Origin of the sequence: Nitrosomonas sp. Nm58, assembly GCF_900107335.1 — a bacterium.
Taxonomy (GTDB): Bacteria; Pseudomonadota; Gammaproteobacteria; order Burkholderiales; family Nitrosomonadaceae; genus Nitrosomonas.
Genome location: NZ_FNPQ01000034.1, coordinates 1 through 19,712, shown reverse-complemented (window position 1 = coordinate 19,712; position 19,712 = coordinate 1). Strand labels below are relative to the sequence as shown.

Sequence of the window (19,712 nt, the reverse complement as noted above, 5' to 3'; positions counted from 1 at the left end):
CAAGCGATGGCTTAGGCACTACCTGTTTAGTGCCGCAGTGTGTTGCAATGGAAGAAGTGTCTCATGACATCTTGCTGTTGGGAAGGTGTTCAGGATCTTTTTGAAGCACTCTGAATACTCCTTCTCCCGCTTTGACATAAGACAGTTACCCACAGCCTTATCCACGAAAATTGTGGATAATAAGTTTTAGCTAATAAAAGCTAGGCCTGCACCATCTTCGTAGTTGTACTTCCAGTCTGTCATGATTTATGGAATTGCTTATCGTTCCATTTCGGACGGATGTACAGGTAGCAAAGCTGACTAACATCACGAATTAATTGTTTCTTATTCTTGAGTATGGTAGATAAGCGGAAATTTGATAATTACTTATTAGGTACCTGACTATATGCCAAAGCACCTCAACTCAGCTATGCGACTGCAAGACCTCCTCCGACAGGCGGAGCACTTCCAGAACAACATACAAGTTCTTGAAGCATGGGCCAAGATACTTGGCGTCAACGAGTCAAATCCGAACAAGCGGGCAACCCAAGTATCGGAGCGCCTTGGCTGGCTGCATCGCGAGTTGGGGGTGGTTAGTGTCTGGATGCAATCCACAAACTTCAGTGAGTCCCTGTATTCTGGGGCGCTAACAAACATTGAGTGCTCTCTTTCCCCTATGTTGCTAGGTGCATCCTGGAGTCAGGTCAAACAGCATCTCCGGCAGGAAACGTTACTTGCATTGGCTTTCTGCACCGAGATCCTTCCGGACGAAGAGACTGAAATCTCGTCTGAGGCGCTTTCCGAAATCAAGACACTACTTAATGACTTTCGTAAGTCTCTTACTGAAGCTTCGATTAGTACTCGTCTTTGTGAACTTATTGGACACCATATTGTGCTGATCGAACGAACCACTTCAAAGTGCCTAACCCCTTGGTGCTTCACCGCGAACTTTATTCCTGTATTAGAAAGCTTATGAAATTTTTGGTTTTTCTTGGAACGGTGTGGGACAGCACTCCGATCAGCCTTCCCGGGTGGCCTAAGAGTAGAAAAGGCATGTGAAGGGTGAGCCACTTCTTCCAATTGATGTTTATATCGTCAGATAGAATAACTTCAGGAATGAATCTTCCGGCTTTATATGGATACAAAAACGATACACTGTCCGTGTGGCAGCAATAAGAAATACATTGAATGTTGTGGCCGTTATCTGGACAAAGGCGAGATTGCGCCCACTGCAGAAATATTGATGCGTTCACGCTACACCGCCTATACACTTGGTCGCGAAGATTATCTTTTGGCTACTTGGTATCACAGTACACGTCCTATCTCACTTGAATTGGCAAGTGAACCACGCAGTAAATGGCTGGGTCTTGAAGTGAAGCGCCATGAATAACAGGGATCAGATCAGGCGGTAGTTGAGTTTATCGCACGCTACAAAGTGGGTGGCCGTGCTCACCGGCTACATGAAATCAGCCGCTTTGTGTGCAAGGCAGAGCAGTGGTTCTATGTGGATGGCGATATCCTCTAAGGTTGGAAACATATCACTATGACAAAACTGTCAATCGACAATTTCTGAAGAAAAGCATTCTTTTGTGGCGCTTTACGAATTTTTCGAGCGGAAACTATCATAAATCAGTAATCCTGCTCCGATAGAAATCGCCGAATCTGCAATATTAAATGCAGGCCAGTGATAGTTGCTAAGGTAGAAATCGAGAAAATCGACTACATGCCCAAGGGTGATGCGATCCCATAAATTTCCTAACGCACCTCCTAGAATAAAGCTCAGGGCGATACAAAACAGTTTGTCATTTGCGTGTTTACGCAATAGAAAAATAATCACTATTGACGCAATCAATGCAATGCCGCTCAAGAACCAGCGTTGCCAGCCAGCTGCATCGTTCAGGAAGCTGAAGGCTGCTCCAGTATTGTAAGTAAGCACCAAATTAAAAAAGGGAATGACCGGAATCTGCTGACCATAGACCAAGTTGGACTCAATCCAGTACTTGGTGGCTAAATCTAGAGTTAAAACGATCAATGCAATTGTCAGGCTGTAATAGAGCTTCATTGGATAGGTGTTGTTATCAGCGAATAAGATTAAAAAATTAGGCGTGATGCCGTAACTCTCCCGCCCCATGAAGATTGGATATGCATCGATTACACAGGGTAGGATAATCCGCGTTGTGACCGACATCCTGGCGATAATGCCAGCAGCGCTCACATTTGGCATGTAAGCTGGCCGTTACCGTGATATTGTCTTCCTCGGCGGTGGGCGCCTGGTGCAGGCGTACTTCCGAGGTAATCATGACAAAGCGCAGATCATTCCCGAGTGAGTTGAGCAATGTGAAATCTTCTCCCGTTGCATGGATATCTACAATAGCGGCCAGGGATGAGCCGATAGCGCCTTGCGCACGCGCTTCCTCCAATTTTTTCTGCACGCGTGAGCGTAGTTGGCGCAGCCGGTTCCAGCGCTGGAGCAACATGTCAGTTTCCGCTGTCGATTGCGCGTGGGTGGGAAAACGGTGCCAGGCATGCAAAAGCACACTGTCGCCCGGTATGGTTGTTAACTGTTCCCAGACTTCTTCAGCGGTGAAACTTAGAATCGGGGCAAACAAGCGCACCAGACTGTGGGTGATATGATATAACGCACTCTGGGCGGAGCGGCGTGACCCACTCTTGGCTGCGGTGGTATACAGGCGGTCTTTCAGGATATCCAGATAGAATCCACCTAAATCTTCCGAGCAGAAATTATGTAATGTGTGCACGATCTGGTGAAACTCATAGCGCTGATAGAGTGCGGTTAAATCATTTTGCAGCGTTTCGGTATAAGCCAGCATATAACGATCGATTTCCAGCCAGTTATCGATTGGCAGGCCATCCGTAGCTGGGTCAAAATCGGCCAGATTGGCTAACAGAAAGCGCAGGGTGTTGCGGATACGCCGATAGGTTTCGACAGTGCGCTTAAGGATTTCATCAGATATGAATAGCTCGCCCGAGTAATCAGTCGAAGCGACCCACAGACGCAAGATATCCGCACCCAAAGTATCCACCACTTTTTGCGGTGCGATCACATTTCCCTTGGATTTGCTCATTTTGTGGCCCTGACCATCCACGACGAAGCCGTGTGTCAGCAAAGCGCGATAAGGGGCGTGGCCATCCATGGCGCAGCCTGTCAGCAATGAGGACTGGAACCAGCCGCGATGCTGATCTGAGCCCTCCAGATAAAGATCAGCCGGATGATTGAGTTGCGAAGTGTGCTTGAGTACGGTGTCATGTGTAGTGCCGGAATCAAACCAGACATCCAGCGTATCGCTCAACTTCTGATAGTCCTTGGCTTCATCACCCAGCAACGAGGCGGCATCGAGCTTGAACCAGGCTTCGATGCCGTATTTTTCTACTTCATGAGCGACAGCTTCCAGTAATTCGGGCGTACGGGGATGCAAAGCGTGGGTTTCCTTGTGTACGAAGAATGTCATGGGAACACCCCAGTTCCGCTGACGCGAGATGCACCAATCCGGACGATTTCTGATCATCGCTTCCAGACGCGCCCGTCCCCACGCCGGGAAGAAAGTGGTCGCGTCGACGGCTTTCTTGGCGAGCGCACGCAGTGGTATTCCCTCTTGGGAGGTACTCGTGCTGTGTGTCGCATTCATGCCGATAAACCACTGCGGTGTCGAGCGGAAAATGATCGGTGTTTTGTGCCGCCAGCAGTGCGGGTAACTGTGCTCGATTCTTTCCATATGCAACAAATGCTGACTGGTTCTGAGGGCATCGATGAGGATATCATTGGCTTTCCAGACAAACAGGCCACCTACCAGTGGCGTAGTGCTGATGAATTTACCATCTCCCCCGACCGGACTATCGCTGGGTAACCCATATTGCTGACCAATGAAGTAGTCATCCAAACCATGGGCAGGCGCAGTGTGGACCAAGCCCGTGCCAGCTTCCAGCGTGACGTGCTTGCCACAGATGATGGTGACGTTGCGCGTATCGAATGGATGGCGGAGTGGCAGATGCTCCAGGTCGCGCCCTTTGCAGGTGGCCAGCGTTTCACCTTCGGATTGATAGCGCGTTAAACAAGCTTGCTTGAGCCCGGCGGCCAAGATCAATAATCCATGCGGGGTATTAATCAATTCATAATCGAAGTCTGGATGCACACAAACGGCCTGGTTGGCGGGCAAGGTCCATGGGGTAGTGGTCCAGATGACCGCGTAAGCTTTTTTGTCTGCCGGTATCGATAGCGCGAATGGTTTGGCAAGCGGGTGTTCGGCAACGTGATCGCAAACGATTTCAAAGCCAACATCAATCGCAGGTGAGGTTTTATTTTCGTAATCAACTTCTGCTTCTGCCAGTGCTGAACCACAATCGATACACCAGTTAACCGGCTTTTGCCCTTGATAGAGATAACCATTTTCATAAATTTTACCAAGCGCCCGAATGATGCCGGCCTCGGTTTGATAATTCATGGTGAGATAGGGATGCTCCCAATCGCCCAGTACGCCCAGGCGAATGAAATCAGCCTTTTGCCGCTCGACTTGCTCTTGGGCGAAAGCGCGGCAGAGTTTACGTACTTGATCCGCCGGAAGATTCTTGCCATGTTTTTTTTCGATCTGATGCTCAATGGGCAACCCATGACAATCCCAACCCGGAACATAAGGTGCATCAAAGCCTTCCAGTGTTTTGCTTTTGATGATGATGTCCTTGAGGATCTTATTGACGGCGTGACCGATATGAATATCTCCATTGGCATAGGGTGGGCCGTCGTGCAGAATAAATTTGGGACGACCTTGGCAGGCGGCACGAATTTTCTGATAGAGCTGTTTCTCTTGCCAGGCTTTAAGCATGCCTGGCTCCCGCTTGGCAAGATCGCCGCGCATCGGAAAAGGAGTATCGGGTAAGTTGAGCGTTTTTTTGTAATCAGTCATGGAATGTTGATCCAGTTTTTTTACGATGAAGTAAGGTCTGCTTGGGCCATAAAATAGTCTTTTGCGTTTTCAACGTCTCGCTTTATTTGTCTGATCAATGTATCTAAATCAGGGTATTTTTCTTCATCTCTGAGCTTATGCAGGAAATGCACGCGTAAATGATGGCCATAAATTTCCTTGCAGAAATCAAACAAATGAACTTCCAGAACAGGTTTACTCATCGCATGAGTAGTCGGTCGTATACCTAGACTTGCCACACCGCGCATCGTTGCAGGCAGAGCGGAGCCGGATTGGCTACTGACTTCTACCACGAAAATACCCATCAGCGGCGGACGATTATGTTTCAATTGGATGTTGGCTGTGGGAAATCCAATTTGCTTCCCCAGTTTATCACCATCCACGACGCGTCCACTGATACTATAGGGTCGTCCTAGTAGCTGTTTAGCGAGATTCAGATTGCCATAAGCTAATGCTTCCCGTACAGCAGTACTCGATACGCGTAAGCCATTCACACTAAAATCAGGCATGATTTCTACTTCAAAACTGCCCTCTCTTTGAGAGAATGTTCTTAGCATGTCTACATTACCCGCGCGCTGTGCGCCAAAACGAAAATCATCTCCTACCAGTAGCCAGCGAACAGCAAGCTCTCGTTGAAGGGTGCGTGCCATGAATGATTCTGTACCGATTTTTGCGAAATCATGGTTGAAGCGGTAAATCTGCACGCGATCGACGCCAGATTCTGCCAGTAACTCCAATTTCTCGCGTAAACTCGTAAGGCGTGTGGGTGCCTGACCAGGAGCAAGAAATTCACGCGGATGCGGCTCAAATGTCATGACACAGGAAGCTATATTCAGTTGATCGGCTGCCTGTTTCAGACGTGCAAGCATGGCCTGATGGCCTAAATGCACGCCATCAAAATTGCCTATAGTCAATGCCATAGGTACTTCTGGTCTAGCAGAAGCCTTTCTGCAAACTTGCATGATACCGAGTGGATTAATGGGTTGGATGTCGAAGCTACGACTTGAAATGATCGGGCACGGCGTATTTGACTAAATCAATGCGCTTCAGCAAAAAGTTCCATAGGTTGTCGATCTGGAAAGTTGCTCATCTGATAGCCAAGCCATAATCTGCCTGCAATAAAAGTGGCAACGGTATCTGCGTGATGCTTCAATACGGAGTTACCCAATTCATGCGTGGTTTCCCTAAATAGTTGCAACCATCGTTTAAATAGATCCGCATTCAGTTCCGGAAGAGCAATATGTTTAGGCATGGGAGCGCCCCGGAAGCGGCTGGTGCCTCGCAATTGAGCCGACCAGAAGTTAGTCATTTGAACAAAATGAGCATCCCAGTCAATAACGTGCTCTTCAAAAATCGGCCCAAGATCAGGGTCTTTTCTCGCTTTCGCATAAAAATCGTGGACTAATCGTGAGATTTCTTCTTCAGTGTATAGGTCTGGATTAGGTGTAGGTACGGAAAATGATGTCATAACTCTATTTATAGATTAAAAATTACCATGCAACGGCGTAAGATCAGTCTTTTTGGTCTCGACGTATGCTGCAATACGTGTGATGATAAATATATACCTTTGTTTTTGAATTTTACCTTTAGTTTATCGGTTACTGTATAGATTGTCTAACCACGGATTTGATGTTAGAAAACTGGTTAGATAGTCATTCAAGAGTAGGGATCGCAAGTTTCTCGTCAAAATACTATGATGGGTAGAAAATGGCGAAAATCAATACAAGTATAACAAAGCAATTCAAAGCAGTTTTACAGACGCTGAAAAGGCTATCGAGATGAAGCTATTGCGAGGTAAATCACTGCTGGATGATCCAGCTCAAAATAAATCAACTGCTTTTTCGCGCGAAGAACGAAATCAGTTTGGTCTGCGTGGCTTGCTGCCTTATCAGGTAGCGAATATCAAAACGCAGCAGGAACGCGTGTTAGGTAATCTTCGCCTGAAGAACAGCGATATCGAAAAATACATCTTTCTAAATAGCTTGCGGGAACGGAATCAGCGATTATTTTACCGGACGATGATCGACCATATCGATGAGATCATGCCCCTGGTTTATACCCCCACCGTAGGAGAGGCCTGTAAGGAATTTGCTCATATATTCAGAAATCCGCAGGGTTTTTACATTACACCAGATGATCGGGGCGAGATTGCCTCGATACTTGGTAACTGGCATGAGACGGATGTGCGTATCATTGTGGTCACCGATGGCGGGAGGATATTGGGACTTGGTGATTTGGGCGCTAACGGCATGGGAATCTCGATAGGCAAGACCGCTTTGTATGTGGCCTGTGCAGGTATCCATCCGGCGCACTGCTTGCCTATGATGCTCGATGTCGGGACGAATAATCAACCTTTGCGCGAAGATTTGCTTTATTTGGGTTACCCTTATCCCCGGCTAACTGGAGATGCTTATTTGTCATTGATTGATGAATTTATCCAGGCTGTTCGGATAAAATTTCCCAACGCATTGATTCAATTCGAAGATTTTCAGAGTCGGCATGCTTTTGAGCTTCTCGATCGTTATCGAAAACGGGTGCGCTGTTTTAATGACGATATTCAAGGTACGGCGGCGGTTACACTGGCGGGTGTTTATACCTCTTGCCGCATCACGCGCAAGCGATTTACCGATCTAAACATTATGCTACTCGGGACGGGTTCTGCAGCAAGCGGTATCGCTGAATTGATGGTCCCGGCATTTTGTGCAGCCGGTCTTAGCGAGGAGTTTGCAAGGTCAAGACTTTGGTTTGTGGATAGGCAAGGATTAGTGGTATCAAGTCGAGAGCAGTTTAAATCACCTATTCAGCCTTTTGCCCACGAACATGCTCCAGTAAATTTTCTTGAGGCGATCGAAAGTATTCGGCCAGACGTACTGATCGGCGCGACGGGTGTGGCAGGGACATTTCATGAAGCGATTATTAGAAAAATGGCGGAATTCAATGAACGCCCGGTTATTATCGCGCTGTCCAATCCGACTTCTCACACGGAATGTACTGCTGAAGAAGCCTATCGATGGACTGACGGACGGGCTATCTTTGCCAGTGGCAGCCCTTTTCCAGTCTTCAGGCTGGGTGAAAAGCTGTTCAAACCGGCTCAGGGGAATAATGCCTATATCTTTCCAGGCATTGGTCTCGGTGTGATAGCTAGTCGAGCACGGCTCGTTACAGACAGTATGTTTCTGGCTGCTGCCAAGGTACTCGCAGACATGGTTTTGCCAGAGGAGATCAAGGCAGGCGCAATTTATCCAACACTTAACCGCGTTCGCAGCGTTTCTCACACCATTGCAGTTGCTGTTTGCCGGATTGCCCAACAAGAAGGACTAACAGAGAACACGCTTCCCGAGGATCTTGCAACATACGTCCGATCACTAATGTATGAACCCGATTATTGAATTCCATCGGTGTGCTGGGCCAGAATAAAAACCCCCATCTCTGGGGGTTCTGCTAACAGCCTTGAGTACAACTAATGCATCATTTCAGATCGTCAATACTGGCGCCAAAGTTGATATGAAATGCTGCACCATCCATCACAAGTGCCGGAACCGATTTGACTCCAGCTGCTTCTGCTTCGCCAATCCGGGATTTGTCAGTGCCCAGATGCACAATTTCAACATCATATTTTGAACGATCAATTGCGTTGGCTACAGCATCTTCTGCTGCAACACATACCGGGCAACCGGCATGATAAAAAATAGCTTTTGCTGCCATTATAAGACTCCTTTTAACATTGATTGTTTACACAAATCGCCCGCGCATTTTATCACACAAGAGAATTGTTTCTGGATTAATCTGCTGAGGGAGGGGGAGGGGGATTGCCAGGTGGTGGTGGCGGTATGTTTCTTGCTGAGGGTTGAATAGCAGGGCCAGTAGTTTGACTCACGTAAGGATCATTCAAAAACTGCCCTGCTACCGGGACACGATGGCCACTTGCATACATACACTGAATATAAGACATATCATAACGCTGTTGACTAATATATCCAGAGGTTCGAGCTGTCTCGCTGCCACTTAAACTGCCTGCCAGCAAGCCACTGCCCGCGCCAATTGCCGCTCCACGCCCACCTCCGAACGCGGCACCTGCAGCTGCACCCAGCGCAGCGCCTACTGCCGCACTTTCCATTCCGCTGGATACGGAAGCTTGTCTAGGTGTCTGACCATCACTTTGCTGGCTAGCATATTGCTTGCACAGATAATCATCACTACGAAACTGATCAAAGTTTTTACCAGCACCTGGCAGTACCATAACACTCGGACCACTGGGTATATGTACACATGCGGCAAGCAAAAGCGGCGGCAAGAAATAAGTTAATCTGGAAATTTTTTCCATGAATAGCTCCTTAAATTATTCTGTCGGTTGGGGAGCAACTTTTAGCCACCCACCTGGACATTTTTTGACATAAGGATAATAGCCTGACGGGTTTTCACAATAATGCCAGTAATTGGTTTGCGGGGGTGGGGGGGATTGTATGGGGCTGGGTTGCTGGATATAAACCGGCGGGGTTGCAGGAACGACAACGACAGGTGGATAGTATGGAGGCGGCGCATATCCTCCATAATAGGGTCTATAATAATAAGGATAATAAGGATAGCCAAAAGAATAACTACCATAAAAACCACTGCCACGGCCTCCATAGTAGCCAAACGTCGATGTACCGTAACCCAATCCTAATCCTAAGCTAAAACTATATCTATTGGAGTGGTGACTATGCCCATGGGAATGATTGTGACTGCGATAATAATTATGACTGCGATCTGCCCATGCTGCCTCATTCAACACCATTGCGAGAAAAGCAATCGTTAAGTAAGGAAAGCTGATCTTTCTCATGAAAATCTCCATCGTATCCTACAGATAACTCGATCTAGCTTCCGAGTAAGCTATTTTTATTTTAAATAACCAGAATTTGATGGGCTGGTTTCATTAAAGTTTCCCAACATTATAGAAAGCTAAGAAAAGAGACAAATATATTTGAAGTTTCAAAGCATGGGGTATTTTTGTGGCTTTAGGTGACTCGAGGGTAGGAATTAATTTGAGTAATCCGAAGGTCGGTTCTTTCTCAATTGCTCGCATGACTTTGAAATACCAATCCAGCATGCTCTCGCATTTTGTGAAAGCAGATAGCAGGCCAGTTCTCCTTCGCGACACTTAATTCCGCAGCGAAGGAAGCCAGAAATGTAGGCGCGTCGACCGCGTCATAAGCAATACGGTGCGCATTTGAATCGATGAAGCGTTGTAGTTCCTTGGGATCATCAGCGGTAACCCAGCGGGCCAATTGATATTTGGCAGAGGCAATGCGCGCATCTACACCGTATTCGTGTTGCAGTCTATGCGTTACCACTTCAAACTGCAGATTTCCCACAGCTCCCAGTAACAAGGTACTGCCTATGTGGGGGCGGAAAACCTGTATCGCGCCTTCCTCGCCTAATTGCGTCAGTCCTAATTTGAGTTGTTTGCTACGCATTGGATCAGCAATTTCAACCGTCTGGAATATTTCGGGCGCAAAGAAGGGTAAGCCGGTGAAATGGAGCGCTTCCCCTTCGGTAAGAGTGTCACCTAGCTGCAATGTCCCATGATTGGGAATACCGATAATATCTCCTGGATACGCGGTTTCAAGGAGCTCGCGTCGTTGCGAGAGGAATGAAACAACGGTGCTGGTGCGCACTTCTTTGCCGCTACGGACAACCTTGAGATTCATTCCACGTTTGAATTCTCCCGAGCAGATACGTACAAACGCAATACGATCACGGTGTGCTGGATTCATATTGGCCTGGATTTTGAAAACGACCCCGGAGAATTTAGGTTCAGCCGGCGGTACTTCACGCTGAATGGCTTTACGCGACCCTGGGGGAGGAGCCAGATCGATGAGCGCATCAAGAATTTCACGCACACCAAAATTATTGATGGCTGAACCAAAAAATACGGGTGTTTGCTCGCCAGCAAGAAAAGCAGCGCGATCGAATTCTGGAGATACGCCACGAATCAAATCAATTTCTTGCCGTGCTTCAATGAATCTCTCGCCAAAACGCTCAGTCATTGCTTCATCACCTAAATTTCTGATGATCATTTCATCTTCATTTTCCACGCGATCAGCACCCGGGCGGAATAGGCGCATGCAATGATGCTGCAGATCAAATACACCATGAAATTGCTTGCCCATTCCTATTGGCCAGGTAAAGGGAATGGTGGTCATATCGAGTGTGCGCTCAATTTCGTCGATAAGATCAAGCGGGTTACGTACTTCACGATCCATTTTGTTGATGAAAGTGAGGATAGGTGTGTTACGGGCCCGGCATACTTCCAGTAGGCGCAGGGTTTGAGCTTCCACACCATTAGCGGCATCAATGACCATTAATGCGGCATCTACGGCAGTGAGAACGCGGTAAGTATCTTCAGAGAAATCCTGGTGGCCGGGTGTATCAAGTAAATTGATGACATGATCCCGATATTCCATTTGCATTACTGAGCTTGCAACCGAAATACCCCGTTGCTTTTCGATTTCCATCCAGTCAGAAGTGGCATGGCGGCTCGCTTTACGAGCCTTGACACTGCCTGCGATATGGATTGCTCCCGCAAACATAAGCAATTTTTCGGTTAACGTGGTTTTGCCTGCATCCGGGTGGGAAATAATGGCGAATGTGCGGCGTCGTTTTACTTCTTGGTCAATCATTATTGAAAATCCTTAATACTTATTATCTGGTTCTGCTGAATTCTGGTTCTGCGCATAAAGGTAGCAATGTGCGCTATGTGTTGCACTAAATGTACTCTTATCCGGATAGATTTCCCGGCAGATTGGCATTACATAGGGACAACGAGGATGAAAGTAGCAGCCTGATGGCGTGTTCGTAGGGGAAGGTAATTCGCCTTTCAGGTGAATACTTTCTCGCTTGGATGCTGCTTCAATCACCGGCACCGATGACAGAAGTGCCTGGGTATAAGGATGTTTAGGTGCATTCAGCACCTCATCCACATGGCCTTTTTCGACAATTCTTCCCAGATACATGACTGCCACTTCATCGGCCAGGTATTCTACTACCGATATATTGTGCGTAATGAATAAATAAGCAAGACCTAGGTTTTGCTGTAAAGTTCTGAGCAGATTCAGGATTTGTGCTTGTACGGAAACATCGAGCGCACTTGTCGGTTCATCACAAATCAATAATCTGGGGTTAACTGCCAAGGCACGTGCAATTGCAATCCGCTGGCGCTGGCCCCCAGAGAACTCATGCGGGTAACGCCATTTTGCTTCTGCTGGCAAGCCCACACGCTGCAAGAGCTCATCAACTTTATTTTCTTTTTGATTTGATTTTATTTTGTCATGGCGATCACAATCCAGTGGATTCATGCCTTCTTCAAGGATTTCGATGATGCGCATTCTTGGGTTAAGGGATGAGTAGGGATCCTGAAAAATAATCTGAAATTCAGCGCGTTTCTTACGTAGATGATTGCGTGCCAATCCTGTGAGTTCAGAGCCATTGAACTGTACGCTCCCTGCCGTGGTTGGGATGAGCTGGCAAATTCCTTTGCCTACCGTGGTTTTGCCACAGCCCGATTCACCCACTAACGCAAGCGTTTTTCCCGGTGCAATCGTTAGTGAAATGCCATCTACTGCTTTGACGTATCCAGCGATGTGTTTGAGTAAGCCTTTGTGGATAGGAAAATGAATCTTGAGATCGGTAACGTTTAGCAATTCAGCGTCTTGATGAGGTGCTGCGTAATCAGCATCGGCGGACGAGGCTGTTTCTGGTGGTATCTTGGCCTGATCTTTTGATTCTTTTTGTTCGCTGAAAAGGTGGCACTTTACCCGATGATCAGCTGCTATTTCAATCCACTCCGGTACTGTTTGACGGCATAATTCCCATGCATGATCACAGCGATCCGCGAAACGACAGCCTTGGAATACTTGTGACAGGGGAGGAACATTTCCGCTGATCACAGCCAAACCCCGATTGCGCTTGCTTCTCGTCGGTAATGCCGCGAATAATTTCTGGGAGTAAGGGTGGGCAGGTCGCTGAAAGAAATCTTCACGCGTTGCGGTCTCGATAATTTCTCCAGCGTACATGACGGCAATGCGATGCGCCATTTCTGCGACGACTCCCAAATCATGCGTAATGAGCAGAATCGCCATGTCAGTGCGTTGCTGTAGTTCACGCATGAGATCAAGTACTTGCGCCTGGATAGTAACGTCCAGTGCAGTAGTCGGCTCGTCGGCGATGAGGAGCTCTGGCTCTCCAGCGAGCGCCATGGCAATCATCACACGTTGTTTCATTCCACCGGAGAACTGGAAGGGATATTCAGCCATGCGGCGCGAGGCATCCGGGATGCCCACCTGCTGCAATATATCCAGTATGCGTTTTTGGATGTCGGTGCGATGCAAATCAAAATGTTGCTTCAGTACTTCTTCAATTTGTGATGCGATGGTCATCACTGGATTCAGGCTAAGCATCGGTTCCTGAAAAATCATGCTAATACGCTTGCCGCGCACTTTCCGCATATCCGTTTCCGGTAAAAGAAGTAAATCATTACCATCAATCTTGATATGGCCCTCAATAATCTCTGCTGTTTCCGGCAGCAGACGCATGATAGAAAGGGCCGTCATGGACTTGCCACAACCTGATTCTCCGAGGAGGGCGAATGTTTCGCCTTTGAAAATTTTTAGTCCCAGTCCATCTACTGCACGAACAGGTTTCGGGCCGGTATTCAGAATCGTTTTGAGTCTCTCGATTTCCAGCAGTGGCATCATGGGTGTGCGGTATCCTTTGCTTCGGAAGAGATAGCGGAAGTAGCCGTGCGGGGTGAGCGAGTATTTGACTGCGGCATGTTACCTGCTTGATAAGATGACTGGCTGGCTTTTTCTGATAGCGTTCTGATGCGTGGGTTAAAGGCGTTCTGAACCGCATCGGCAAAAAGGTTTGCGCTTAACACCAGTATAAACATGAATCCAAATGCTGCGAGCAGCGTCCACCATACCATGGGTTCCCGCGCCATTTCCAGCCTTGCTGCATTGATCATGGTCCCAAAGCTAATCATGGAAGGATCAACGCCGACGCCTACATAAGAAAGCACAGCTTCCGCCAGCACCAGACCACTGAAATCCATGACAATAGTGATCAGAACGATATGCATGACGTTGGGAAGAATATGGCGACTGATAATCCGCCAATGTGAAACAGCAAATGCGTGCGCAGCCTGGATATATTCCATTTCACGTAATTTGAGGGTTTCTCCGCGCAATAACCGGCACAGTCCTGTCCAACTGGTGATGCCGAGTATGATACAAAGAAACAGTAAGCGTAAATCAGCGCGCGCTGAAGCAGTATCAAATATTTCGGGGTGGATTTCGATGTATACCTGCATCATCAGTACTGCGGCAGCAATGAGCAAAACGCTGGGGATCGAGCTTAATGTCGTGTAGGTATATTGAATAATATCATCGACCCAACCGCGGAAATAACCAGCCGCGATCCCTAATAAAAGAGCGAAAGGTAGCATGATCAGGGTGGTCAGCGTACCAATCAAGAGTCCGGTGCGAATACTTTTGAGTGATTGATACAGCACATCTTGTCCAACCTTGTCGGTTCCCAGCACATGGTAATGGGCGGATAGTGCAACGATCATGCCTAGCAGGACAGCTATCAGCCCTAGCGTAATCATGATGGCATACCAGGGTGTTTCGGTAACGCCACGCCAGATTGCGGACTGCATTTGCAAAAAACTTATATTATTCTGCCTGGCTAATAGCATACCCAAACTAACCACAATCGTACTCCAGGCCAGTAATCCCCATCCCGCACCCGTTATGGCTCGCTTGGTGATATCATTTATTCGTTGCGTTTCGGGTTCCTCTAAGTGCGCGCCACCATATATCAGTCTGGTAAATTCCCGTGCTTGACTGCCATCAGCTAATTCCACGGTTTCTTTTGCGTAGAGGTGAGCTGAAAGGGGGGCCGAGTATGTTTTTTCCACACGGGTGCGTAACGGCGTCGCAATGATATCAAAAAGACTCAACACTTCCACACTGTAAATTTTTTCACCAGACTTATCGGAAGTATTGTCTAGTGCGGGACGGAAATGGATAGTATCGAGCAGTCCGATTAAGATAAAAATAACCAGAACGGTAAGGGCAGCCATGCCGCTTGCGCTATGTGTTGCCCGCCGCCAGGGCGTGAGCAGATGCGAGTGATGTTGTATATACCAGCCAATGGTGATCACAACAGCCACGAGTAAGTAGACTAATGCATCAGTCCAAAGAATAACCGGATCGAAAGGCATGATAATTTGAAATGTTGATGATGACTGAAAGTAATCGATTGAGTATTGTAGTGTAATTTACTTGCAGGTTTTACAGTGCGGGCACAACTATTTCTGTTGTAGCCAAGTCAGGCAAGTAGGCAAGGAATATTTCAGCTGATAAGATTCAGTTGTCGATAGACTCACAAGTTATTCGTTGAAGATAAATCTGATTCTTTTAATCCATACTTAATCAAATCATGAGTGATAGGTTAATCATAGCGCAGTCTAAAGGATCGACACTTGATCTCTTGCTTCCTATGGCCAATCGGCATGGCCTCATTGCCGGGGCGACGGGCACAGGTAAGACCGTGACTTTACAGGTTCTGGCCGAACAATTCTCCCAGGCCGGTATCCCCGTGTTCATGGCAGATATCAAAGGAGATCTGTCAGGACTTGGCCAGATCGGTGGCGGCAATATAAAAGTAGCAGCACGAGCGAAGGAGCTCGGCTTAACAACTATTGAATATGCTGATAACCCGGTTGTTTATTGGGATGTTTTCGGTCAGAAAGGGCATCCCATGCGCGCAACGGTTTCAGATATGGGGCCCTTGTTGCTCTCACGTATACTCAATCTCAATGATACCCAAACGGGTGTATTGACAGCAGTGTTCAAGGCTGCGGATGATCAGGGCTGGCTATTACTGGATCTGAAAGATCTGCGTGCCATGCTACAGTATGCTTCGCAGAATGCTCAAAAGCTAATAGTAGAATATGGCAATATCTCAGCCGCAAGCGTAGGTGCTATCCAGCGGGGGTTATTGCAATTGGAGCATGAAGGAGGCGAGCATCTGTTTGGTGAGCCAATGTTCAATTTTGCAGACCTCATGCAAACTAATGAAAATGGACGGGGTGTGATCAATATTTTATCGGCTGAGACGCTACATAACACGCCTCGTCTTTATGCTACCTTATTGCTCTGGTTGCTTTCGGAGTTATACGAGAATCTTGCTGAGGTAGGAGATCTCGACAAACCTAAGCTGGTATTTTTCTTCGATGAAGCCCATTTATTGTTCAACGATGCGCCTAAAGTTCTGCTGGATAAAATCGAGCAGGTGGTACGATTGATCCGTTCGAAAGCAGTGGGCATCTATTTTGTCAGTCAGAATCCACTGGATATTCCTGACAAAATACTTGGGCAGCTTGGCAATCGTATTCAGCATGCATTACGTGCATTTACACCCAGAGATCAGAAAGCGGTTAAAGCTGCTGCACAAACATTCCGCTCGAACCCTAATATCAATGTTGAAACGGCGATTACTGAATTGGGAGTGGGCGAAGCATTGGTTTCTTTTCTGGATGAGAAGGGGCGCCCTCATCCAGTTGAGATTGGCAAAATCTTTCCGCCCATGAGTCGCCTTGGTCCGGTAACCGATCAGGAGCGGCAGAAAATCATTCGTAACTCTGGTTTCTATGGATACTATGAGGAAACTATTGATCGCGAATCGGCCTATGAAATTCTGAAAGAGCAGGTTGAAAGGAAGGCTGGTAAAGAAATACAGTCAGAGGGCGATCATGGGTTTGACTGGCGTGACATGCTAGGTGGAGAGGGGAATAGCAAACGATCAGGACGCCAACCCCAAGGAATTATAGAAACAGTGGCTAAAAGTGCTGCCCGGACTGTGGGCGGTGAAATTGGAAGGCAGATTTTGCGGGGGATACTCGGCTCCATTCTGGGCAAGAATCGTCGCTGATTGCAAAATGCTGTGCTGGATTACCAAGCGTGTTACCTAGTAGGTATATTTCTCTGCTGTAAGCGTTACTTGCAATAAAAAAGGGTACCCCCACAGGGTACCCTTTTTTTGCCTGATCCGGACTGGATTAGAAGTCGTGACGCATCCCTACTGAATAAACATTGCGGTCTGCATCTGCCACAAGATTTTTGTCATCTACCCAGACACGCTGATACCCACCAAACAGACTGGAACGTTTGCTCAGGCTATGAATGACGCCGGCAGTAATGTTTTGGACATCTTTTGAGCCAGCTACACCAGCTAGTTTGTAGGCATGGGTCATACCGCCCTGTGCTACTAGCATGGTGTTGCCGATCGTATAATCGACGCCTGCCATCCAGAGATAGCCATCGCCATTGGCGTTCATAGCCGAATTACATTGACCGCGTCCATCAAGAGTAATTGAACCAATAGCTGATCCGAAAGCAGCAGCATCAGTACAGGAGGCTGCGCCGCCTAAAGGATTAGCATTGTTAACATATTCATACTGCCCACGAACACGCAGATCCGCAAAAGAGATCAAGGCACCACCACGCCAGATTTCCTCGTCATTGAGTACATTACCTAACGATTTCATGCGATTGCTGATGTTATCACGTGAATAACCACCAAAAATGTCAAAACCGAGTGCATCGATCTGGGCGCTGTATTTACCTGCAACCTGGAAGTCCCATTCGCCATCCTCACCACCGGAGTTGCGTCCATCGGCACCTAATACCGGATCCAGTTTTCTAGCATCGCCTGGCATCAACAGAGCTGACATTGAAAAACCTTCAACCAGAGGTGAATCGTAGCGTACCGCGCTGTTGACGAAGCTATTGTCGCCCGCTCCAAAACCGTTTAGGTTTGCGGTCATCAGACCGCCACTACCATTGGCATGCAGGCTGGTATAGGCAAAAGGATCAATCGTGTGACCACCTGCGAAATCCTTAAAGGGTGATTGGACCCGGCCAAATTTCACTTCACCCCATTCATTGCCGCCAAGACCAACCCATTGCTCCCGCGCTGTTTGATTAGTGCCGGCACCTGGATTAAACCCGAATTCAACACGTCCCATTGCTCTGAGACCCATTCCAAGGTCTTCGGCAACCTGCAGACCCCAGCGTGATTGTGCTGCATCGTCAAGAACGCCTGTCTGAGCACCATTGCCATCAGTGTCAACCGTGGCGTACTCAGCTTGAATTCGCCCAAAAATGGTTACATGTGTTCCTTGTGCTGCGGCAACTACGGGAGCTGCAAGTGCACCCGCTACCACTAACGCGATTAGTTTCTTTTTCATGTGAAACTCTCCTTTAAAATTAAAACGACGGGGTCGTCATGCTTAAAATCTATCAATCTCATTCTTATTGAGTGCTTCTTATTATCCAGGCCTTCCGAGCTGGAAAGGTTAGGCAGATTGTGCCCAACACAAATCAGTGACGCAACAAAAAACAATCAAATTTTCGATTTTAAGCAACATTGTGTTGCTTTTGTGCAACATGAGAATATTCTGTAAGATCGTTTTCTAGAAAAAAGTATCTAAAAACAAGTTTGTTCTTTCATTTACTATATCAAGTATTCTCACATCCGAATGTGAAGATTGATACGCTAATCCGGAGCAACAAGCATAGTTGGTCCTGGATAGTTTGTTTTTTCATTAATGTGTGTTCCGTTCATCTTGCTTTCAGGCCGTTCGTTACGGTGCTTTTATAAGCTCTGGGAGTTTGACAAAATGGAGTCATGCATGGGTCGTGCCGAAGTATTCGGTTTACGTTTGGAAGAAAGTCACGGCTGAATAATTTGCTCTCCTTTCAATGCAGCATGACAAGCAGGGGTAAGGCGAAGCAAGCGATGGTCTTGGCTGTCCCAAGCAAGATATCCAAGAGCTGTTAGCTGTTAATTGCTGGAAAACTGCATGCCATTCTCTTTCGTTAAGCTCTTTGCCGATACCAAAAGTGCTGATTTTGTCATATTTCTGCTGTCTTACACTCTCGATATATGATTCCCTATGTAACACATAGATCAAATGTTCTGTGTTGAAGTGCTGGCCGCTCCGATTAGCGCAGGGTAGTGCTTTTTGCGCTACGATTGTTCCGTCCCAAACCGCCGGAGGGTGATGGCAAATATCACAGTTGCCACATGTGACGTCAGCCATGGTCTCACCAAAATAATCAAGTAGTCGTGCCCTGCAGCAAGTCGTTGCCTCGCACAATGCGAGTAACGCATCGAGCTTGGAAAAGCCATGATATGTTTAAACTTGGGTTTAGCCTCAGAGCGTTCCATCAAGCTGCATGACATCTCCTGACCCATCAAACATCCACGCATTAGCAGTCCGTCCACCACGACCTGCTCGACTGGTCTCCTGATAGTAACTTTCCGCGCTTTTTGGCAAATCCAGGTGTGCAACAAAACGTACATCTGGTTTATCAATTCCTAAGCCAAAAGCTGTCGTGGCAACCGTCACGATATCTTCTTCACGTAAAAATTTCTCCTGATGTTCGATGCGCGTTTGGGTATCCATGCCAGCGTGATAGGGGGTTGCTGAAATGCTATTTTTAGTTAGCCACACTGATGTTTCTTCAACTTTCTTGCGTGACTGGCAGTAAACGATACCGGCATCTCCTGCATGTTCAGTTCGAATAAACTTTAATAACGTGAGTTCGGCGTAAGAAAAGCAGTAAAAAGAATCTGAATTCCTTATTATGATGAAGCTATTTTGGAAAAGGGTTTCATCACGATGAGGAGTCAGGTTCTTATGGATACTATAGCGATTTTTTGTGCGATTGACGACTTTTGTCAGAG

Annotated in this window: 16 protein-coding genes and 1 pseudogene; 4 read left to right on the top strand and 13 right to left on the bottom strand. The window is 47.3% G+C overall.

Annotation, left to right across the window (positions count from 1 at the left end):
- Positions 1–385 precede the first annotated feature (385 nt).
- Together BLW34_RS11515 and BLW34_RS11510 are read left to right on the top strand one after the other, a co-directional pair.
- On the top strand, positions 386–955 hold the full coding sequence (locus BLW34_RS11515; RefSeq protein WP_090579697.1) for a hypothetical protein: 570 nt from the start codon (positions 386–388) through the stop codon (positions 953–955).
- A 159-nt stretch (positions 956–1,114) separates the two neighbouring features.
- Positions 1,115–1,504 (top strand): annotated as a pseudogene (locus tag BLW34_RS11510) (YchJ family protein).
- A 72-nt stretch (positions 1,505–1,576) separates the two neighbouring features.
- Here BLW34_RS11510 and lspA read toward each other — a convergent pair.
- From lspA to BLW34_RS11490, 4 genes are all read right to left on the bottom strand, one after another.
- Positions 1,577–2,041 (bottom strand): signal peptidase II, encoded by a 465-nt coding sequence (lspA, locus tag BLW34_RS11505; RefSeq protein ID WP_090543646.1) that lies wholly within the window; start codon positions 2,039–2,041, stop codon positions 1,577–1,579.
- Between the two features lie 37 nt (positions 2,042–2,078).
- The gene (gene ileS, locus BLW34_RS11500; RefSeq protein WP_090579695.1) at positions 2,079–4,898 is read right to left on the bottom strand and encodes an isoleucine--tRNA ligase; all 2,820 of its coding nucleotides are present in this window, start codon (positions 4,896–4,898) and stop codon (positions 2,079–2,081) included.
- 20 nt (positions 4,899–4,918) lie between these two features.
- Positions 4,919–5,878: a bifunctional riboflavin kinase/FAD synthetase gene (locus BLW34_RS11495; protein ID WP_090579692.1), complete on the bottom strand. Its 960-nt coding sequence runs from the start codon at positions 5,876–5,878 to the stop codon at positions 4,919–4,921.
- Positions 5,879–5,952: 74 nt separating this feature from the next.
- A complete protein-coding gene (locus BLW34_RS11490) occupies positions 5,953–6,384 on the bottom strand; it encodes a group III truncated hemoglobin (protein ID WP_090543622.1) in 432 nt (143 codons plus the stop codon).
- 310 nt (positions 6,385–6,694) lie between these two features.
- Here BLW34_RS11490 and BLW34_RS11485 point away from each other — a divergent pair, with 310 nt between their 5' ends.
- Complete coding sequence (locus tag BLW34_RS11485; RefSeq protein ID WP_090579689.1) at positions 6,695–8,305, top strand: NAD-dependent malic enzyme; 1,611 nt, start codon at positions 6,695–6,697, stop codon at positions 8,303–8,305.
- 79 nt (positions 8,306–8,384) lie between these two features.
- On the opposite strand, the gene BLW34_RS11480 is transcribed toward BLW34_RS11485, so the two are convergent.
- The 6 genes from BLW34_RS11480 to BLW34_RS11455 all read right to left on the bottom strand — a co-directional run bounded on the left by BLW34_RS11480 (position 8,385) and on the right by BLW34_RS11455 (position 15,180).
- Positions 8,385–8,621 (bottom strand): thioredoxin family protein, encoded by a 237-nt coding sequence (locus BLW34_RS11480; RefSeq protein ID WP_090579686.1) that lies wholly within the window; start codon positions 8,619–8,621, stop codon positions 8,385–8,387.
- Positions 8,622–8,697: 76 nt separating this feature from the next.
- Positions 8,698–9,240, bottom strand: coding sequence for a YMGG-like glycine zipper-containing protein (locus tag BLW34_RS11475; protein WP_090579683.1), 543 nt, complete (start codon positions 9,238–9,240; stop codon positions 8,698–8,700).
- Between the two features lie 15 nt (positions 9,241–9,255).
- Positions 9,256–9,738, bottom strand: coding sequence for a hypothetical protein (locus BLW34_RS11470; RefSeq protein ID WP_090579680.1), 483 nt, complete (start codon positions 9,736–9,738; stop codon positions 9,256–9,258).
- A 229-nt stretch (positions 9,739–9,967) separates the two neighbouring features.
- Positions 9,968–11,581: a peptide chain release factor 3 gene (locus BLW34_RS11465; protein WP_090579677.1), complete on the bottom strand. Its 1,614-nt coding sequence runs from the start codon at positions 11,579–11,581 to the stop codon at positions 9,968–9,970.
- Positions 11,582–11,590: 9 nt separating this feature from the next.
- Positions 11,591–13,651 (bottom strand): ABC transporter ATP-binding protein, encoded by a 2,061-nt coding sequence (locus BLW34_RS11460; RefSeq protein WP_090579674.1) that lies wholly within the window; start codon positions 13,649–13,651, stop codon positions 11,591–11,593.
- A complete protein-coding gene (locus tag BLW34_RS11455) occupies positions 13,648–15,180 on the bottom strand; it encodes an ABC transporter permease (RefSeq protein ID WP_090579671.1) in 1,533 nt (510 codons plus the stop codon). The genes BLW34_RS11460 and BLW34_RS11455 overlap by 4 nt, the downstream gene beginning before the upstream one ends.
- A 218-nt stretch (positions 15,181–15,398) precedes the next feature.
- Between BLW34_RS11455 and BLW34_RS11450 the strand changes: the two genes are divergently transcribed.
- Positions 15,399–16,892, top strand: a complete 1,494-nt coding sequence (locus BLW34_RS11450; RefSeq protein ID WP_090579668.1) for a helicase HerA-like domain-containing protein — start codon at positions 15,399–15,401, stop codon at positions 16,890–16,892.
- A 127-nt stretch (positions 16,893–17,019) separates the two neighbouring features.
- Here the strand turns inward: BLW34_RS11450 and BLW34_RS11445 are convergent, their stop codons facing one another.
- From BLW34_RS11445 to BLW34_RS11435, 3 genes are all read right to left on the bottom strand, one after another.
- Complete coding sequence (locus BLW34_RS11445) at positions 17,020–18,210, bottom strand: porin (protein ID WP_090579665.1); 1,191 nt, start codon at positions 18,208–18,210, stop codon at positions 17,020–17,022.
- A gap of 468 nt (positions 18,211–18,678) precedes the next feature.
- Complete coding sequence (locus tag BLW34_RS11440; RefSeq protein WP_090579662.1) at positions 18,679–19,122, bottom strand: RQC domain-containing protein; 444 nt, start codon at positions 19,120–19,122, stop codon at positions 18,679–18,681.
- 57 nt (positions 19,123–19,179) lie between these two features.
- Positions 19,180–19,712, bottom strand: a 533-nt coding sequence (locus BLW34_RS11435) for a helicase-related protein (protein ID WP_256203766.1), incomplete at its 5' end; no start/stop codon positions are given.

Bases quoted from the DNA above. Each gene is read 5' to 3' on its own strand.
- BLW34_RS11475 (WP_090579683.1), bottom strand. From the start codon at position 9,240: ATGGAAAAAATTTCCAGATTAACTTATTTCTTGCCGCCGCTTTTGCTT.
- BLW34_RS11515 (WP_090579697.1), top strand. From the start codon at position 386: ATGCCAAAGCACCTCAACTCAGCTATGCGACTGCAAGACCTCCTCCGA.
- BLW34_RS11460 (WP_090579674.1), bottom strand. From the start codon at position 13,651: ATGATGCCACTGCTGGAAATCGAGAGACTCAAAACGATTCTGAATACC.
- BLW34_RS11490 (WP_090543622.1), bottom strand. From the start codon at position 6,384: ATGACATCATTTTCCGTACCTACACCTAATCCAGACCTATACACTGAA.
- BLW34_RS11495 (WP_090579692.1), bottom strand. From the start codon at position 5,878: ATGCAAGTTTGCAGAAAGGCTTCTGCTAGACCAGAAGTACCTATGGCA.
- BLW34_RS11455 (WP_090579671.1), bottom strand. From the start codon at position 15,180: ATGCCTTTCGATCCGGTTATTCTTTGGACTGATGCATTAGTCTACTTA.
- BLW34_RS11485 (WP_090579689.1), top strand. From the start codon at position 6,695: ATGAAGCTATTGCGAGGTAAATCACTGCTGGATGATCCAGCTCAAAAT.
- BLW34_RS11470 (WP_090579680.1), bottom strand. From the start codon at position 9,738: ATGAGAAAGATCAGCTTTCCTTACTTAACGATTGCTTTTCTCGCAATG.
- ileS (WP_090579695.1), bottom strand. From the start codon at position 4,898: ATGACTGATTACAAAAAAACGCTCAACTTACCCGATACTCCTTTTCCG.
- lspA (WP_090543646.1), bottom strand. From the start codon at position 2,041: ATGAAGCTCTATTACAGCCTGACAATTGCATTGATCGTTTTAACTCTA.
- BLW34_RS11445 (WP_090579665.1), bottom strand. From the start codon at position 18,210: ATGAAAAAGAAACTAATCGCGTTAGTGGTAGCGGGTGCACTTGCAGCT.
- BLW34_RS11450 (WP_090579668.1), top strand. From the start codon at position 15,399: ATGAGTGATAGGTTAATCATAGCGCAGTCTAAAGGATCGACACTTGAT.
- BLW34_RS11480 (WP_090579686.1), bottom strand. From the start codon at position 8,621: ATGGCAGCAAAAGCTATTTTTTATCATGCCGGTTGCCCGGTATGTGTT.